Source organism: Prosthecobacter sp. Pr1, assembly GCF_057652315.1.
The window spans coordinates 456,120-472,763 of sequence record NZ_JBYFBS010000005.1 but is presented as its reverse complement, the minus strand read 5'-3'; the positions used below and the strand labels follow the sequence as shown (position 1 = coordinate 472,763).

Genomic DNA, 16,644 nt, shown 5'->3' with positions numbered 1-16,644 from the left:
CGCAGACCCAGCGCTGCGCGCCGCGAGCTGCAAACTCAAACCGCGAACCGCGCACAATCCCTGCCCGGCGTCACCACTCAGCCCCTCGCCGGCGCACGGAACGTCTTCGGACTCGGCCACGCCTGGTTCTTGAAGGCCACGCACAAATACTCGCCCGATGAAAAACCGGCGCGCTCGGCAACTTCCGCTATCGAAAGCCGCGTCGTCGTGAGCTCCTGGCTCCTGGCTCATGCTGCAGCCGCACCTTCAGGATCTCGCCATACAGCGAGCACCCGAAATGACTGCGAAAACTTCCGCTCAAACGCCGTCCGCGACATCGGCACCGACTGCAGAACTTCCTGCACGCCGATTCCTTCGCATGCATGTTCTCGGATGTACCGCACTGCCGCAGCCAGTTGTGGGTCCGGCACGGCGATCGCATCCGTGGATTGCCGGGCGATCACTCCCTGCGGCGCAATCTTCAGCGGCTTCGTGCTCACTCGCTGGCCGCGCATCATGCGGTCCAGCAATCGGGCCGCTTCAAAACCTGCCTGCCTGGCATTGGGCATCACGCTGGACAGCGGCGGCTGGCAGAAAGCGCAAAGCAGTTCGTCATTGTGCTGGCCAATCACGGCCACTTCATCCGGCACCTGCACGCCGAGCTCCCGGCAGACATCCAGCACATGCTGGCCACGGATGTCATAGCTCGTCATGATGCCCACGGGCTTGGGCAGCGCCGAAATCCAGCGTGCCAGCTTGCGGCGTTCGCGGTTCCAGTTCAGCGCGTCACCGGGCTGGGAATCAAACACATCGCACTCATGCCCTGCACGGTGAAGTGCCGCCACGAAATGCCGCGAGTAGTCGCGTGCCCAGGCGAAACGGCAGTCCCCGCAATAGCCAAACTGGCGGAAGCCGCGCTGCAGCAGATGCTCCGCCGCCAGTCTTCCCAGGGCCGCGCCGTCGGCGATCACCGCAGGAAACTCCGGCGCCAGCTCCGCACCGCTCACATTCACCACCGGCACGCCCTTCGCACGCAGGGCTTTTTCAATCACTTCATTCTCGATGCGGGCGATCACGCCATCGCCCTGCCAGTTGGCAAACCAAGGTGCTTCACCGCTGCGGCCCAGCTCTGTGAGATGCACAGCCCACTCGCCATGCGTGCGCAGGTAATCACGGATGCCCTGCAGCAGTTCACGGCAGTAGGCATTGGAGGTTTCGATCAGCAGCGCCACCGCTGGAAGCTGCGGCTTGCGGCCCTTGATTCGTTTCGCAACCATGGTGGACAGCTTGCGGCAGGCTGACGCAAAATCACAGAAAAATTGTGCAAAGTCGTCTGGAAGCGCAGGCCCGCCCTGTGTTCGTACGTAGTGCAACCATCCACGCCAGCCATGCGCCTTCCACTTTTCCCTCAGTTCTTTCTCGTCCTGCTGACATGTCATTTCACCCACATGTCAGCCGGCGGTGCAGACACGGCCCCTCCGGCCAAAGAAAAGCGCCGCCTCGTTCTTTGCAATGACGGCGGCTCCCTCGGCGCTCCGGGCATGGAGGCACCCATCGGCATTGAAGGCCTCGTGCGCGAAGCCATTGACCCGCTGCGCGACACCATGGTGGACACCTTGTACTGGCAGATCGGCGTGGATCCCTGGATGGGCACGGACACGCATCGCCTGAGCGACTGGTATCTGCACCGCACAAAAGTCGGCACCCTGTGGGGCTCTGACCGCGACAAATTCAAGACCGCCTCTGAATGGCGCATTTATGAAAATGCTCACCAGATGATGGAGCAGGGGACTGATCCCGTGGCCGTCGTCATCGAGCACGGGCACAAGGCCGGGCTGGATGTCTTCGTTTCCTTCCGCATCAATGACGGTCATGATTCGCGCCTGAAGGATGGCAGCAAGGACACCAACCTCGTCCCCATGCGCCGTGATCATCCCGAGTGGCTGATTCATGGCGATGGCTTCGCCAAGTTTGAGTACAACTTCGCCGTCCCCGAAGTGCGCGCTTACACTCTGGCGCTCATCACGGAAGCCATCGAAAACTACGATCTCGACGGCTTCGATCTCGACTTTTGCAGGCAGCCCAAGCTCTTCAAGAATGGCGAGGGCGAGAAGAACATTGCGCTCATCACCGACATGGTGCGCGCCGTCCGCGCCTCGCTGGATGCACGGGGCAAAGTGCTTGGCCGCAAGCTTCTCCTCTCCATGCGCGTGCAGCCCGAGCTGGATAAAATGCATGAAGAAGGCATGGACGTCGCATCGTGGATCAAGGACAAACTGGTCGACATCGTCATCGTTGGCGAGCCCTTCGGCTGGAATTACCGCCTTCCTGTTGAGAAGTACAAGAAACTGGCGAAAGGCACCGGCTGCAAGATCCTCGCGCAAAATCTCTGCGCCTTCAAAGAAGACCGCGGCCGCTCCGCCAGCGTGCTCTTCGGCGAGCGTGACTACTACAGCACCGCGCAGTTCCGCGCCGTGGCCGCACTGCACTGGCAGGCCGGCGCAGACGGCATGTACCTATGGAATCAGCACTGGCTGAAGCATTACCGCGACGCCCAGTTTGACCGCCAGTCATGGAAGGAAATCGGCGATCCTGCCGTGCTCGCCCACAAGGACAAGCATTACATCGTCGGCCCGCAGGAGCGTGGCGGCCCGTTGCCGCTGACTCTCGCGCAGGCCGGGGACAACGTCGAACTCAACGTCGAAATCGCCGACGACCCCATCGCTTCCGGCGCTCAGGCCACTCTGCGCCTTATGATCGAGCAACTCACCACCCTCGATCATCTCGACCTCCGCCTCAATGGCACCGCCCTCGACCTGGCCTCCGCCAAGAAGCGCCTCAACTACAACGACTGCTGGCTCGACCTCGATGTCACCAAGCTCATGCGCAAAGGCGGCAACGCACTTGTCATCAAATGCACCGCCCGCAATCCTCATGTGCTCGCACCGCTGAAGGTGAGGCGTGTGGATGTGCTGGTGAACGGACTGGGGAAGTAACAAGGGTGAATCTGCTCTGGCTGGTGACGAAAAAGCCACCTCCTGCGAAATACCCCACCCCTGACCTCCGGCTTGACGCCGTGCGTGCGTAGCCGCATGTTCAGGCATACGCTGGGTGGTCACATGACCCATCGGCGATCGTCCCTATTTCCCATGCTTTTTTCGTATGATCTGACCTCGTCGTCCCTGCTCAGCCGGTTTCTGGCGGTGGGTTTTGGGATGCTGGCCGTGTTCGGTCCCCAAGTACAGGCCCAGGTGGTGCTGAAGGCACAGCCGGTCGTGTCAGTCGAAGACGAGTCGAAAAAGGTGAAGCCTGCCGTGCCGGAAAAGCAGGATCTGAGTGCCTCATGGGCCACGCAGAAAGAAGCACGTGCCATGACCCTCAGCGTGCCGGCACCCCGTGGGCAGATCGTGGACCGCCACGGCATCCCCTTTGCGCAAAACCGCGCCGCCAACTACCTGGCGCTCGTCATGCCCTACATGGATCGCGCCACGGATGCGGAGATCACCAGCTTTGCCCGCACGACCATCGACAAGGTGAATGCGGCGCTTGGCAAGACTTGGTCCCTCTCCGACGAACGCGTGCTGCTTCACTACAAGCACCGCCGCTGGCTGCCGCTGGTCTTTTCCGTGGAAGAAGGTTTGAATGTGGAGATCACCCCGGACATGGAGGAGAAACTCAAGCCTCTGCTGGGCGGCAGTCTCGTCATCCAGGCGGCCTATCTGCGCCATTACCCCCAGGGGGCCACCGCCTGCCACATCATCGGCTACACCGGCAAGACACGACCTCTGCCCACCGGGCCCATTGTCGATGGCGACCCCGTGTTTGAAGAAATGGAAGGCCGTGAAGGAATTGAAACCGCCTTCGACACGGATCTCAAAGGCCAGTCGGGCATTGTGAACGTCCTCTTCAGTCCCGATGGCAAGCGCCTCTCCGAGGATGTGCGGCGCGCGCCAAGTCCCGGCCACAACGTGGTACTCTCCATTGATTACAATTTCCAAAAGTACGCTGAAAACGCCCTCAAAAAACACACCACGGGCGGCGCCATGGTCATCATGGACGTCACCAATGGCGACATCCTCGCCATGGCCTCCAATCCCGGCTTTGACCTCAATGAATTTGTTCCCGGCATCCGCCAGAAGCGCTACGATGAGCTGACGAAAGATCCGCATCTGCCCCTCTACCCGCGCTCTTTCCGCGGCGAATATCCTCCAGCCTCCACCTTCAAGATCGTCACCGCGCTGGGTGCGCTGGACAGCGGCAAGGTGGACGCCAAAACGCAGTTTGACTGCCCCAATGCTCTGGAGATCGGCGACCGCGTTTTCAAAAACTGGAACAAGGAAGGCGAGGGCTCCATGAACGTGGTCACCGCCATCAAGCGCTCCTGCAACACCTGGTTCTACCGTGCCGCGCTTGAGTCAGGCGCTGATTACATCACCAACATGGCCCTGCGCCTCGGTTTTGGCGAGCGTACCGGCATTCCACTCAAGGCCGAAGGCGAAGGCTTCGTGCCCACCAACAGCTACCTCCTCCAGCATCGCGGTCACAAGATGCTGCCGGGGGATCTGGCCAACATCGCCATCGGTCAGGGCATGGTGCTGGCCACGCCGCTTCAGGTCTGCCAGTGCATGGCCGGTCTCGGGGACGGAGCACGCATCCCCCAGCCGCGTCTGGTGCTGCAAGTCCAGGACCTCAGCGACCGGGTGGTGACGGCTTACGAACCCAAGGACCGCAGGCGCATCGACCTCAATCCCGAACAGCGGCAGACGGTGATCAGCGGCATGGTGGCCGTGGTCAATGGTGGCGGTGGCACCGGGCACGCAGCGGCCATCAAGCAGGCTGAGATCGCGGGCAAGACCGGCACGGCCCAGTGGCGCATCAACAAAGATCAAAACCTCGCCTGGTTCACCGGCTTTCTGCCAGCGGGCAAGCCCATGTTTGCCTTCGCCGTCGTTTATGAAGGTGAACCCGGTGAGGACATCAGCGGTGGTAAAAAGGCCGCCCCCATCGTGAACGAGGTCTTCACCAACATCTTTGAAAAAGCTCCGGCGGACGACCCCATGCTGCTGGCCATGAAGGAAGTTCCCAAGGCCACGATGGTCGAGGAGAATTCCGGTGGAGGAGGAGAAAAATCTTCGGATGTGGAGCCTGCCAGGCCTCCGCCTCCGCCACCTCCGCCACCTAAAAAAGGCATCGGCGGCTTTTTCAAAAGGCTCTTTGGCCGCTAACCCATGTCACCTGAACGATGAACATCCAGCTCGCCATCGTCTGTGACTTTGCCGCCGACTACCAGGGCAAGCTCTGCATCCAGGGCGCGTTTGACACGCTCTGCGCACAGACCTTTCCCGTGGTGCATCCGCAGTGCTCCATCGCCGTGCGGGCGGTTTTTCAGGGGGAAGACGCCGGCATGCATGAGTTTGTGATTCGCTGCGTCGACCCAGACGGCAAGGAATGCCTGCCGCCCATGCCTGCGCAGCTGGACGTGACCTTCCCCTCGTCCTTCATCCCGTTCGTCTCACGCAACATCGTTTACACGCTGCAGCGCTTGAAGTTTGAGCGTCAGGGCCTCTACCGCTGGCTGGTCCAGCATCAGGACGAAACCCTGGCAAGCATCCCGCTGCGCGTGACCTTGTTCGATGAGCGCCGCTCCGCCACCGGCCCAGCAGGCTAGCCCCCCATGATCACCTCCAAACCCAAGACACAATCCGAAACCAGCACTCCGGCAGGCACTCCCGTACGGCAGTTGTCCGTGTTCCTGCACAATCGCGTCGGAGCGCTCATGTCCCTGGTCAAGCTGCTCACTGAGCACCGCATTGAGGTGCTGGGCCTTTCCTTGCAGGATACCACCGAGCTCGCCCTCGTGCGCCTCATCCCCAGCGATCCTGAAACCACGGAGATGCTCTTCATTGAAAAAGGCATCCCCCATGTGGTCTTTCCCGTCACGGTCGTGGAACTGCGTGAGACGGACCACTCCCTGCCTCATGCGCTCTCCGCGCTGCTCTCCGCCGAGATCAACATCGACTTCACCTACGCGCTGTTTGTGCGTCCTGCCCAGCATCCCGTCTTTGTGCTCCACCTCGACTCCCCTGAAGTAGGCGCTGAAGTGCTCACCGCCTCCGGCTTCAAGGTGCTGACTCAGGAAGATTTGAGCCGGTAGGGCAGGGGGGGCTGCCTTCAATGGGCTGCGGCAGGTGCCTGGGCATTCTTGAGCCACTCCTCTTTCGTCAGCATGAAGGTGGGGGCCAGCTGCGAAAGAAACGCGCGCGCATCCTCCACCGCATTGAGTTCCTGCATCGGGTCCTCCTGTCCCACGTGCTGCTCAGGCAGCGGCACATAGATGGAGGCCATCGACCAGCGGTGCTGGATGTTGCGGAACACCGCGTCATAGTATGAGAGGAAGACGTGCTCGTAGTGGTCGGCGCAGGAGGTGCCGTCGGAGCCGATGTACCAGTAGAAATTGATGGCTCGCGTGCGGACCTTCACCCCCGGCTGGGGCTCCGCATCGCGGAAGATGCGCATCATCATGATGGAGATTTCACGGCCATCCTTCATTTGCAGCGGGATTTGGGTGCGGTCAGTCACCGTCCAGCCCTGGTTCGGCAGACACACCTCCGGGCGGTGCAGGCTGCGCTTTTCAAATCCGCTCAGGATCACCGTGGCCATGATCTGCCTGCCTGCAGCGGACGCATACACATTCCGCGCCAGCCGCACCCCTTCATCCAGCAGGTTTTTTTCATCGGCCGTCATGTCAAACTCACGTCCCTGGTAGTCGCCCAGAGACAGCGGCAGGTAGGGCAGTCGCGAGTCATCCGACCTCAGCTTCACCCCCGGCGCCGCCACATGAAAGCTGATGTCCGTGCCCGCGCAGATGCCCAGCACCAGCAGCGGCAGCCCGATGGCCGCCAGAAGGTGGGCCAGCGTGCGGCGCGGCTGAGGAATCGCGCAGAGCTCACCCGCCGCCAGCGGTTTGCCATGACGCTTGAAATTGGCCTTCATCTCACGTCCTTCCAGCAGCCAGCACAGCGCAAACATGCCCGCCAGGGCGATGCCAAAGACCGCAAAGCCCGCAAACGTGTGGTAGGGCGACATTTCCTGGTGGTCCCCCATGTGCCTGCCCACCGCAAAATCAGTTCCAAACAGCTTCGTCCCAGCCACCAGCAGCAGCAGCCGCACCACATTGCCCGCCACCGCCAGCGGCACGGCGCACACAAACAGCAGCAATCGCGAGCGCGGCCGCCTCAGCGCCAGGTAGCCCAGCAGCGCCGAGATCATCATCAGCGCAAAGAGCGAATTGATCCCGCTGCACTTGGCATCCACATCCAGGCTGAAGACATCCCCGATCTGCTTCCCGCTTTCAGCATCCGGGGCGGATTGCAGCGCCGAGCCCTCATTGATCGCCGGCACTCCCACCGCGTTCAGCACCGCTGCAGCCATCGCCGCCGTCTGCGGGCGCAGCGGAGAGGCCAGGGAATCCTCCAGCGGCTGCATCGGCCAGGTGAAGAGCAGAAACAGCCACGCAAAGGAAAGCGTGCGCATCCACGCCGTCCCAGCCACCAGCAGAATGAAGCCCGAAAGCACAAACTGCACCGCCAGAAAGCCCGGGTAGCCTGTGTTGGCCTTGTAGCCGATCCAGTAAAAGAACATTCCCAAGCCGAGGGAAAGCAGCCCCAGCCAGGTGCCCTTCAAGGGCAGGCGGCCCAGCTCCTCGCGCCGCAGCCACACCAGCCAGCCCACCAGCAGCGGCACCAGCAGGCAGAACTGCCAGTCCGCACGCTTGCTCACCCAGCGGCCCCAGCCGATCAGGATGCTCTCACGACTGTCATAGTCCCACTGCTGGTATGGCCAGATTAGAAACAGCAGCACCAGCACCGCAGGAAGCCCCCACAGCACCGCCCGCCGCAGCGTTTCCGGCTGCTCAAGAAGGGGCGTGGTGGAAGGAGTGAGGGTGGACACGCTGGGCGTCCGGGTGGAATCTGTTGCCATGACATGTATTGACGGACAAAGGCTGGCCTTGTTTGTTGATTCTGGCAACCTTCATCGCGTAACGTCACTGACGCATCATTCTTCATGTCCGATCCGCTTCCCCCCACCTCATCCCCTGCCACCGACGCCGAAGACGACGCGGAAGCCGCTTTACTCTTTGCCCGCTGCAGCCCCGCAACGGCAGACGCTGCGGCCAAGGCAAAATCCACTTCGGACCTTCCCAAGGAGGAAAATGCGCCGAATGTCGTTTCTTCCCACCTGGCCTACCGCCATCTGGTCATCTCACTCAGCACCTCGCTCATCATCGGCCTGCTGCTCCTGTTTGCAGGCAGGTGGTTCTACCTCGAGAAGATCGAACCCCGGCTTTCCGCTGCTGCCGCCCCGGTTCCGGCACCCGCTTCGGTGCCCGCTCCAGCACCTGCGCAATCAGATGCCAAGCTTCGGGAAGAACTCGCCAAGTCTGCCGAACACATCGCTGCCCTTGAGAAGCAGGTGGACGTCATGCGCCGCGAGCAGCTGCTCATGCAGCAGAAGACCCGGGAATCCCTCGAAAGCATCTCCGCCACGCTGAAAATTCCGGAACTCGCGCCTGCACCTGAGTCCCCCGTGACCCATCAGCCCGGCACCCCGCGCATGGCAGACATGAAACCCCAGGTCACGCCCACCCAGGAGGAGTTCATTCTGCTCAAGGAGCGCAACCGCCTCACGCAGTACGCTGACGAAGCCATCGCCACCGGCATGCGCCGCCCCGTTGAGGTGCTCGTCGACTACATGCGGGATCCGCAGCTTCCCCATCTGCATGACGCCGCGCAGGCCGAGTATCTGCGTGCCATCCGGGCCATCCAGCTCCTCCAGCGCGAAGACCCTGGCTACAGGCTCTCTGTGGCCGAACTCTTCAAAGACAGCAGCATTCGCGATGAGGCGGATGTCCCCTCCGCCGCCCTGCTCAAGCTGCTGGCTGACTACAAGCTCTCCTGGGAGGTGCGCGTGCGCGTCTGCTTCCTCCTTCTCGGCAGTCCGCTGCCCGAAACCAACGCCCAGCTCATCAAGTCCATCAAGGAAGACCCCTCCCTCGATGTGGCCAAGCACGCGCAGCTCGCCCTGGAGCAGCGCGTCAAAAAACGTTTCCGCCTCTTCGACATCCCCGCTATCGAGGCGTGGTTCCAATCGCAGGGCAAGTGACCCTGAGAACCCCTTTTCCACCCCTCTCCAGCCACCAGGCGCCATCCCGCCCGCACCCATGAAAGCACTCTTCCTTACCAACGAATTTCCCCCTCACATCTACGGCGGCGCCGGCGTCCACGTTGAATACCTCACGCGCGAGCTCGCCAAGCTCATGGAGATCGACGTCCGCTGCTTTGGCGATCAGTCCAGCCACGAGGGCAATCTGAATGTCCAGGGCTTCGGCCTCGACACCACCGGCTGGGACAGCCCCTTGAATTTGAAGTCCGTCTTTGGCGCCCTGCAGCGCTGCCTCGATTTCAACACCCATGGCATCGACGCCAGCCTCGTGCACCTTCACACCTGGTATGCGCACTTCGGCGGCATCCTCGCCAAGCTCAATTACGGCGTCCCCATGGTCCTCACCGTTCATTCGTTGGAACCCCTGCGCCCTTGGAAGCGCGAGCAGCTCGGCCACGGCTACGACTTCACCGTCTGGCTGGAAAGCACCGCCCTGAAAATGGCGGATGCCATCATCGCTGTCTCGGAAGGCACCAAGGCCGACATCCTCCAGCACTTTGACGTCGATCCCCACAAGGTCCACGTCATCTACAACGGCATCGACCTCGCCGAATACCGCCGCACCGAAGCCCCTGACGTGCTGCGCAAGCACGGCGTCGATCCCGACAAGCCCTACGTCCTCTTCGTCGGTCGCATCGCCCGCCAGAAGGGCATCGTCCACCTCGTCCGCGCCATCCAGCATCTCGATCCCGGTTTCCAGGTCGTTCTCTGCGCAGGCGCGCCCGACACCATCGAAATCAAAGAGGAGATGGAAGCCGCCGTCGCCGCCGCCAGCAAGGTGCGCCCCGGCGTCATCTGGGTGCAGGCCATGCTGCCCTTGCAGGAAAAGATCGTCATGTACTCCCATGCCGATGTCTTCTGCTGCCCGTCCATCTATGAGCCCTTCGGCATCATCAACCTTGAAGCCATGGCCTGCGAGACCGCCGTTGTCGCCAGCGCCGTCGGTGGCATCAAGGAAGTCGTTGTCGATGGCGAGACCGGCATCCTCGTTCCTTTGGAACAGCAGACCGAAAGCCCCTTCGAAGCCCTGCACCCCGAGAAATTTGCCCGCGACCTCGCCGCAGGAATCAACAAACTCATGGCCGACCCCACCCTGCGCAACCGCATGGCCCAGGCCGGTCGCCAGCGTGCCGAAGACCATTTCAGCTGGAAGAGCATCGCACGGAAAACGCTCGCGCTTTACAAAACGCTGGCGGTGTAGGGGGCGTTTTGAAGCGGTCAGCGCACTCTGAGTGCGGCTGGGCGCATTAAACTTTCAGAAGCCCTTCATCATCTCCTTCCGGCCTTCGTTGAAAAGGTGCACGCCCTGCGCCCCGGCGGCGCGGACTTTGGCGGCGCGCTGGTCATATTGCTCACGGGTCAGCAGGGTGCTGGTGGCGGGCTTCATCTTGCCGGCGGCGATGAGGCGGTCCTCCTCCGCAGTGCGGTCGTGGCCTTTGACGATGGATTCCTCCCCAAACAGCACCGCGCAGCCGCTGCCCTGCGCCAGCTTTACAAACGGAGCGATGTCGAAGTCATAACCGCCCAACCCATACTGCCCTACGACGAGGTAGTCGAGCAGGCCGTCCTTCAGCCAGGTCTCGATGTCGCAGCCCCAGGTGGGATACTTCTTCCAGTCAATGCGTGCGGAGAGGCCCAGGTGGCGACCCTTGCGCTTGCCGGCCTCATCCAAAAGCTGGCGCACCTCACGCACAAAGAGGTTCATCATTTCAAAGCGCAGCGGAAACCAGCGCGGGTCATCCTGCGGCACCGTGTTGGCCTCGATGCCGTACTTCGCCTTGAAGGCATCGCTCATAGGCTTCTCAAAACCGAAGAACGTGGGGTGGCGCTGGAAGTCGAGGTTGATGCCGTCGATGTCCTGCGCCGCCACCTCGCGCAGGATGTTCAGCTTGAACTCGCGGACTTCAGGGAAGGCGAAAGACTGGTGTGAGCCCGGCTTGCCCTTGGCATCCAGCACGCGGAACTCGGGGTGCTTCCACCAGAAGCTGCCGTTGGCAAACTTTGGAAAAGTGCCGCCCCACATGCTCTCCGGATAGTCGCCGTTCATGCGCAGCGAGGCATAACACGAGATACCAGCCTCATGGCAGGCCGCCGCGACGATGCCCAGGGTGTTCTCTCCCGCATCCGCCATGCGCTTCACCGTCTCGTGCGCCAGCTTGTCGCCACGCCGTGGGAACTCCGTCATGCCCGTGCCGTAGAGCTCCGTGACCTTGGAGGGATAATTCGAACAACTGCCCGCGATGACGCACCACTCCATCACTGCGATCTGCGTGTCCTTGTATGCCAGCATCGCCTTGCGCAGATCCTCCGCGCCCTTGTATCGCCCGCTGTGAAAGGAACTGAAGCCATCGTCATTGGTGACGAGGATCAGCGATCCGTTGCGCGGCTTCGGTGGTTCAGCGGAGAAGAGCGATGCGCTGAGCGTGAAGACGGCGGGCAGGAGAAATCGGATCATGGAAGAAGAACGCGGATGAAGTTGCGTTCGTTGCGGAGCACTCCATTTCGTTTTCCGCTTTCACGGTGCCGAGCGCAGAAACGCGATGATGCTGGCCACCTGCTCAGGTTTCAGCGCATCGCCGAGTCCGGCTGGCATAAGTGAGACATTGCGCAGCGTGCGGATTTCAGCGCGCTTGCGCAGCACGGTGCGCTCCGCGCCGCCAGGGAGTTTCAAAGTCACACTGGTGGGCGAGTCAGACGCGGCGATGCCAAGGAGCGTTTCGCCGCGCTGCGTTTTCACGCGCAGCGTCTCATAGCCCGGGCGTGCGGCCTCGCTGGGGAAAAGCACATCGCGCAGGATGACTTCCGGCGCGCGCTGAAACTCCGCATCCAGATCCGGACCCACGCTGACGCCGATGCCGTGGGACTTGTGGCAGGCACCGCAGATGCTTTGGAACAGCACGCGGCCTTCTTCGAGATTTGGCTTCTCCTTCAGCGCGGCCAGCACGGCGGGCACGCGCTTCTCCCAAGCGGCATTCTGCTCGGCGCTGGGGGCGGTGGGCGCAGGCACCTCGGCCTGCTGCGGCAGCGGCTTGGTTTCCTCCAGCCCCAGCCGCAGGATGTCGCCAGCCTTGCCGGTGTTAACAACCGCGAGGCATGCGGCGATTTCCTTCGCATCGCCACGGCTCGCGATGATGCCGGCGAGGTTGTTCATCACCGGCTCGCTCTTGCCTGGATTTGCGGCGAGCGCGAGCAGCAGGTCCTTTTCCAAATGATAGGCGGAGCTCGCGATCGCGGCATCCATCCACTTGAGCTGGCCATGATGACGAGCCAGCGCGAGGAGCGCTTCTGGGTCGTCACCAACACTGAGCGCCAGTTGCAATGCGAGGTTGGGCTCCAGCTCTTGTTTGAGGCTGAGTGCGCGCGTTTCCTCATCCAGCAGCTTTTCATCGTTCTGTCGAAGCTGCAGCACCAAAGCCTCGCTGGCACTGAGTTTGGGGGCTTGATATGGCTCCTTCGCCTCCAAGATCCAGATGCGGCCACGATCATTCCCGTGGGTCACGCCATACTGCTGCTGCAGGTGACGCGGGATGGCGGAGTAGTCCTCGATGATTTCGCGGTAGAAGTCGCAGATGGCCATGCTGCCATCGGGCGTGCGCGCGAGGCTCATCGGGTGAAACCAGGAATCACGCGAGGCTAGAAATTCGCTCTGCTCCTCGCCTTTCACACGCTCCAGCCGCAGTCGCGTGCTATCCCGCACGATGTCGGCGCGGTGGATGAGATTCTGCGCGGGCTCGCACACGAAGTACTGGCCACGCCACACCAGCGGGCCGCAGGCGGAGGTGAAGTAGCCGGACGCTGCGGCATCGCTCAGGCTGATCTTGCGGTAGAAGGCGAAGTATTCCGCATGCTGCTCGCGCTTGGTGCGCCAAGGGTGCGGTTTGGAGATGGGATAGACGCGCGTGTCATCGCTGGCCGGGGCATCCAGCAGCGGCGCGGCGGCGTCCGGATTGCGCATGAGGTAGCGCCACGGGATGGGGGTGACGTACAGGCCGGGATGCGTCGTGGTGCAGACAAAGCGCTCGCCACCGGGCGTGAAGGCCATGCCCATCGTCTTGGTGCTGCCGCTCACGGGTTCGATGGCGCTGCCATCCGCGCGGATGCGGAAGTCCGTGGCAGGCAGCTTCACGGGCTTCGCCAGATGCGGTCCTGTGATCTCGCCCCCGGCCCAACCGCGGCCAAAGTAATACCAGCCGTCCGGCCCCAGCGTGGGCGCATTGATGCCGCGCTCCAGATTACCCGTGCCAAAGCCGCTGAAGAGCTTCTCATTCACATCGGCCTTGTCATCGCCGTCGCTGTCCTTCAGAAAGACAATGTGTGGCGCGCAGGCGACAATGAGGCCGCCATTGGCTGCGGCGATACCATAGCATGGTGGCAGGCGGTCCGCCCACACGGTGGCATGGTCCATCACGCCGTCGCCATCGGTGTCGCGCAGCAGCTTTACGGTGCCGTAGGTTTCCGCCTCGGCCTTCTTCTTCGCCGCCTCGCTTGCCTGAATGCGCCGCACTTCGAGATCGAGCTGGCCCGACTTGTTAAGCTCGTCGATGTCGTACTGGCCTTCCACATTGTAGCCGTGCAGTTCGCACACAAAGCAGCGCCCCTTGTCATCCCAGCAGATGCCCGAGGGCTCATGGATCAGCGGCTCGCTGGCCAGCAGGCGGATCTGATAACCCACCGGCACCTGAAACAGCTTCGCGCTTTCCGCCGGAGACAGCGGCTGCGGTGCATCGTCGGGTTTGGGGATTTCTCCATGCGCGGTGGAGAAAACGAGCAGAGCCAGTGCAGCACCGCAGAGGCGCATTCCATCAGACAAAGAAAAACTGGGCAACATTCTGAAGCTACGTGCTTCGGAACGCCATTCTTTTTCCTTCTCCCAACCCGACGGAGTGTTCTTCTGGTATCACGGAAAGCCGCCAAGGTCGAAGAAGCCCTTGCGAGCTTCCCTGAAGCACTGCCTGCGTGAATACCAGTCCATGGCTCCTTCCCTCGGCTGGTACTGCGCCGATGACTTGTGCTTCATGTAGTAGGCCCAGATCTTTTCCGCCCAGGCTTCGGCCCACTTGGTTTCGGCCGGAGGCTCGATGGTTTTGAGGTGCGCATGCGTCGCGGTAATTCCTACCAAAGACATGGGCTCCTCAGCCATTAGCGCGTCAAAGAGCTCCAGCGCGTCGTCCCGGCGCTGCTGCACACGTTCCGGCGTATTCAGATCGGGGGCCAAAGGCCTGCCGCTCAGCGGATCCACAAAGTCATCCAGGCCGAAGCCGACCTGCTCAAAATACGCCCGCATGAGATGCGTACGCCGCGGAAACATCAGATCATAGTGCCCGCACATGTTGATCAATGCCCCGCCCGCTTCCTGGATGGCGTCAAAATACATCGCCTCAAGATCCATGAAAAAGATGCCTTGATCACGCAGCTTTGTACCGTCCATATCACATTCCCACAGCAGGGTGCCCGGCTCCGAAACTTTCAGTTCGTGGTTCTCAAACCGGCTGAGGAACTCCGCGATGACCGGCGGGACATCGATCCCTTCGACCTTCAGGTAAGCCTCATTCGTCACGATGGGCTGCAGCTTCGGGGGGATGAATCCCATTTCTCTCATCTGCTCGATGGTGGCCAGGGCTTTTTCTTTGGCGTTGCTCATGTTTGATCGCAATTTATTCAGCTCGGTGATGTTGACCTCAGGCATTGTCATGCCGTTTTCTTTGCGAGCCAGCGGCCTGTGACGCTACAAAAAAGGCGGGCCACCGCTGGCCCGCCTTCGTGAATTATTGGGCTTTGCTGCCGCTTACTTCGCCTCAGGCGTCTTCGCGCCTTCCTTGAAGCAGTAGAGGTGCGTGTGGGTGGTCACGTAGAGTGCGCCGTTGGCGGCCACCACGCTGCTCAGCAGCGGGGAGGGGAATTCGATGGTGGTGATCTCCTTGAGTTCCTTGCCTTCGGCGAGGACGAAGAGTTCGCCTTCTTCATTGCCGATCCACACCTTGCCATCAGCAACGAGCGGGCTGGCCCAGATGTGGCCCTTGGTGTCGAACTTCCAGTATTCCTTGCCGGTCTTGGCATCGAGGCAGAACACGCGGCCGGTGTAGTCAGCAGCATAGACGAGACCGTCCTTCACCGCAGGGGTGGAGATGGTGCGCTCGATGCCTTTGAAGGTCCACAGGGCCTTGCCGGTGAGGTCGCCTTTGCCTTTGGGGTCGATGCAGCTCAGGCAGCCGACGCCTTCGCCGTGCTCAGGGTCCTGGCCGATGTTCACATACACCAGGCCATCAGCGACGGTCGGGGTGGCGATGATTTCGCTCGGGCCGTCGTATTCCACGTACTTGATCGGCTCACCGGCGGAGTTCTTGCGATACTCCGGTGGGTTGGCGTCATAGCGCCAGTACTCATTGAGGATGTCCAGGCCTTCGGCGTCCTTGTGTGTCTCGGGAGCCATGGAGTAGACCCAGCCGTCACCAGCAGCGAAGACGATCTGCTTCTTGCCGTTCACTTCCACCGAGTTCGGGGAGGACCAGGAGCAGTGCAGCACGCGCTCGGAGGCGACGTGATCCATTTCACCGAGGAGAGCGCCGGTTTCGGCGTCCAGCATGATGAAGCTGGGGGAGTTTGGTGCGGGGATGTTGGTATGGGTCCAGTCCACACCGTTGCAGGTGGGGACGAAGACCTTGCCATCAATCACCAGCGGATAACCGGCGGTCGCATTGTGCTGGAAGACGCCGAGTTCTTTGTACATGTCATACACCCAAAGGATGTCGGCATCAGTGTCGCCGGGGGTGAGGGGAGCGGTCGGCTTGCCGTCTTTGTCGAGCGGGGCCATGAAAGCGCCTTCGTCCTGCATGCCCTGATTGCCGTTGGACAGGCCCTTGACGTCGAGGCAGACGATCTGGCAGCGATTGCTCGGCACGTAGGCCTTTTCGCCGACGATGGTCGGGCTGGCGCAGATGCCGAGGTACTCCCAGTCATTCACCTTGCCGCTGCCCATCTTGGGGGAAACCATCTGCCACTTGAACTGGCCGGTGTACTCATCAAACACCATCATGATGCCGCGGTCACCGATCTGCTTGTCGTTGCGCGGAGTCTCGTTGTTCGTGCCCACATACACCTGACCGTTGGCGATCATCGGCGTGCCGTAGGTCTGGGAGCCCAGCTTGGCCACCCAGAGGCAGTTCTTGGTGGTGCTCATGTCGATGTCTTCAGCGCCGGGAGCCTTGTTGGCGTCCTGGGCGTTCGGGCGGAGGCGTCCGGCTACTTTTGGCGCAGCCTTGGGGCCGTACTTCTTGCCGGGACTGAAATCTGTCGGCAGGCCCTTTTCATCAGACACCATGTTGCGGGTGTTGCCACCACCCCACTGGGTGTAGTCGGCGGCATTCAGCGAGGCCGTGGCAACCAGGGCCGCGGCGAGGATGGGAGAAAGTTTCGTGGTCATGTGGTTTAAAAAACAAACGTTTC

General features: G+C 61.6%; 12 protein-coding genes. 6 read left to right on the top strand and 6 right to left on the bottom strand.

Features of this window, described 5'->3' with window-relative positions:
* Nucleotides 1-227 precede the first annotated feature (227 nt).
* Nucleotides 228-1,256, bottom strand: coding sequence for a XylR family transcriptional regulator (locus tag AC24GY_RS11715; protein WP_487683014.1), 1,029 nt, complete (start codon nt 1,254-1,256; stop codon nt 228-230).
* 111 nt (nt 1,257-1,367) lie between these two features.
* On the opposite strand from AC24GY_RS11715, the gene AC24GY_RS11710 reads away from it, so the two are divergent.
* From AC24GY_RS11710 to AC24GY_RS11695, 4 genes are all read left to right on the top strand, one after another.
* Nucleotides 1,368-2,975, top strand: a complete 1,608-nt coding sequence (locus AC24GY_RS11710) for a family 10 glycosylhydrolase (RefSeq protein ID WP_487683012.1) — start codon at nt 1,368-1,370, stop codon at nt 2,973-2,975.
* Nucleotides 2,976-3,128: 153 nt separating this feature from the next.
* Entirely contained in the window at nt 3,129-5,204 is a 2,076-nt protein-coding gene (locus tag AC24GY_RS11705; RefSeq protein ID WP_487683010.1) for a penicillin-binding transpeptidase domain-containing protein, read from the top strand.
* A gap of 17 nt (nt 5,205-5,221) precedes the next feature.
* Nucleotides 5,222-5,647, top strand: a complete 426-nt coding sequence (locus AC24GY_RS11700; protein ID WP_422319014.1) for a DUF6941 family protein — start codon at nt 5,222-5,224, stop codon at nt 5,645-5,647.
* 6 nt (nt 5,648-5,653) lie between these two features.
* A complete protein-coding gene (locus AC24GY_RS11695) occupies nt 5,654-6,133 on the top strand; it encodes a hypothetical protein (RefSeq protein ID WP_422319012.1) in 480 nt (159 codons plus the stop codon).
* A 17-nt stretch (nt 6,134-6,150) separates the two neighbouring features.
* Here AC24GY_RS11695 and AC24GY_RS11690 read toward each other — a convergent pair whose 3' ends face one another.
* Nucleotides 6,151-7,959 carry an exosortase/archaeosortase family protein gene (locus tag AC24GY_RS11690; protein ID WP_487683008.1) on the bottom strand — a complete coding sequence of 603 codons (1,809 nt, stop codon included), beginning with the start codon at nt 7,957-7,959 and terminating at the stop codon, nt 6,151-6,153.
* A gap of 84 nt (nt 7,960-8,043) precedes the next feature.
* On the opposite strand from AC24GY_RS11690, the gene AC24GY_RS11685 reads away from it, so the two are divergent.
* Together AC24GY_RS11685 and glgA are read left to right on the top strand one after the other, a co-directional pair.
* Nucleotides 8,044-9,141 (top strand): hypothetical protein, encoded by a 1,098-nt coding sequence (locus AC24GY_RS11685; RefSeq protein ID WP_487683006.1) that lies wholly within the window; start codon nt 8,044-8,046, stop codon nt 9,139-9,141.
* Nucleotides 9,142-9,199: 58 nt separating this feature from the next.
* Entirely contained in the window at nt 9,200-10,402 is a 1,203-nt protein-coding gene (glgA, locus tag AC24GY_RS11680; protein WP_422319006.1) for a glycogen synthase, read from the top strand.
* A gap of 54 nt (nt 10,403-10,456) precedes the next feature.
* On the opposite strand, the gene AC24GY_RS11675 is transcribed toward glgA, so the two are convergent.
* The 4 genes from AC24GY_RS11675 to AC24GY_RS11660 form a co-directional block, all read right to left on the bottom strand.
* Nucleotides 10,457-11,656, bottom strand: a complete 1,200-nt coding sequence (locus tag AC24GY_RS11675) for a family 10 glycosylhydrolase (RefSeq protein WP_487683004.1) — start codon at nt 11,654-11,656, stop codon at nt 10,457-10,459.
* A 60-nt stretch (nt 11,657-11,716) separates the two neighbouring features.
* Nucleotides 11,717-14,029 (bottom strand): PVC-type heme-binding CxxCH protein, encoded by a 2,313-nt coding sequence (locus AC24GY_RS11670; RefSeq protein WP_487683002.1) that lies wholly within the window; start codon nt 14,027-14,029, stop codon nt 11,717-11,719.
* Between the two features lie 69 nt (nt 14,030-14,098).
* Nucleotides 14,099-14,842: a hypothetical protein gene (locus AC24GY_RS11665; RefSeq protein WP_487683000.1), complete on the bottom strand. Its 744-nt coding sequence runs from the start codon at nt 14,840-14,842 to the stop codon at nt 14,099-14,101.
* A gap of 144 nt (nt 14,843-14,986) precedes the next feature.
* Nucleotides 14,987-16,621, bottom strand: a complete 1,635-nt coding sequence (locus AC24GY_RS11660; protein ID WP_487682998.1) for an outer membrane protein assembly factor BamB family protein — start codon at nt 16,619-16,621, stop codon at nt 14,987-14,989.
* Nucleotides 16,622-16,644 lie beyond the last annotated feature (23 nt).

What these genes read in the sequence shown, in the direction of transcription:
- AC24GY_RS11715 (WP_487683014.1), bottom strand. Translation starts at nt 1,256, where the DNA reads ATGGTTGCGAAACGAATCAAGGGCCGCAAGCCGCAGCTTCCAGCGGTG.
- AC24GY_RS11710 (WP_487683012.1), top strand. Translation starts at nt 1,368, where the DNA reads ATGCGCCTTCCACTTTTCCCTCAGTTCTTTCTCGTCCTGCTGACATGT.
- AC24GY_RS11705 (WP_487683010.1), top strand. Translation starts at nt 3,129, where the DNA reads ATGCTTTTTTCGTATGATCTGACCTCGTCGTCCCTGCTCAGCCGGTTT.
- AC24GY_RS11700 (WP_422319014.1), top strand. Translation starts at nt 5,222, where the DNA reads ATGAACATCCAGCTCGCCATCGTCTGTGACTTTGCCGCCGACTACCAG.
- AC24GY_RS11695 (WP_422319012.1), top strand. Translation starts at nt 5,654, where the DNA reads ATGATCACCTCCAAACCCAAGACACAATCCGAAACCAGCACTCCGGCA.
- AC24GY_RS11690 (WP_487683008.1), bottom strand. Translation starts at nt 7,959, where the DNA reads ATGGCAACAGATTCCACCCGGACGCCCAGCGTGTCCACCCTCACTCCT.
- AC24GY_RS11685 (WP_487683006.1), top strand. Translation starts at nt 8,044, where the DNA reads ATGTCCGATCCGCTTCCCCCCACCTCATCCCCTGCCACCGACGCCGAA.
- glgA (WP_422319006.1), top strand. Translation starts at nt 9,200, where the DNA reads ATGAAAGCACTCTTCCTTACCAACGAATTTCCCCCTCACATCTACGGC.
- AC24GY_RS11675 (WP_487683004.1), bottom strand. Translation starts at nt 11,656, where the DNA reads ATGATCCGATTTCTCCTGCCCGCCGTCTTCACGCTCAGCGCATCGCTC.
- AC24GY_RS11670 (WP_487683002.1), bottom strand. Translation starts at nt 14,029, where the DNA reads ATGTTGCCCAGTTTTTCTTTGTCTGATGGAATGCGCCTCTGCGGTGCT.
- AC24GY_RS11665 (WP_487683000.1), bottom strand. Translation starts at nt 14,842, where the DNA reads ATGAGCAACGCCAAAGAAAAAGCCCTGGCCACCATCGAGCAGATGAGA.
- AC24GY_RS11660 (WP_487682998.1), bottom strand. Translation starts at nt 16,621, where the DNA reads ATGACCACGAAACTTTCTCCCATCCTCGCCGCGGCCCTGGTTGCCACG.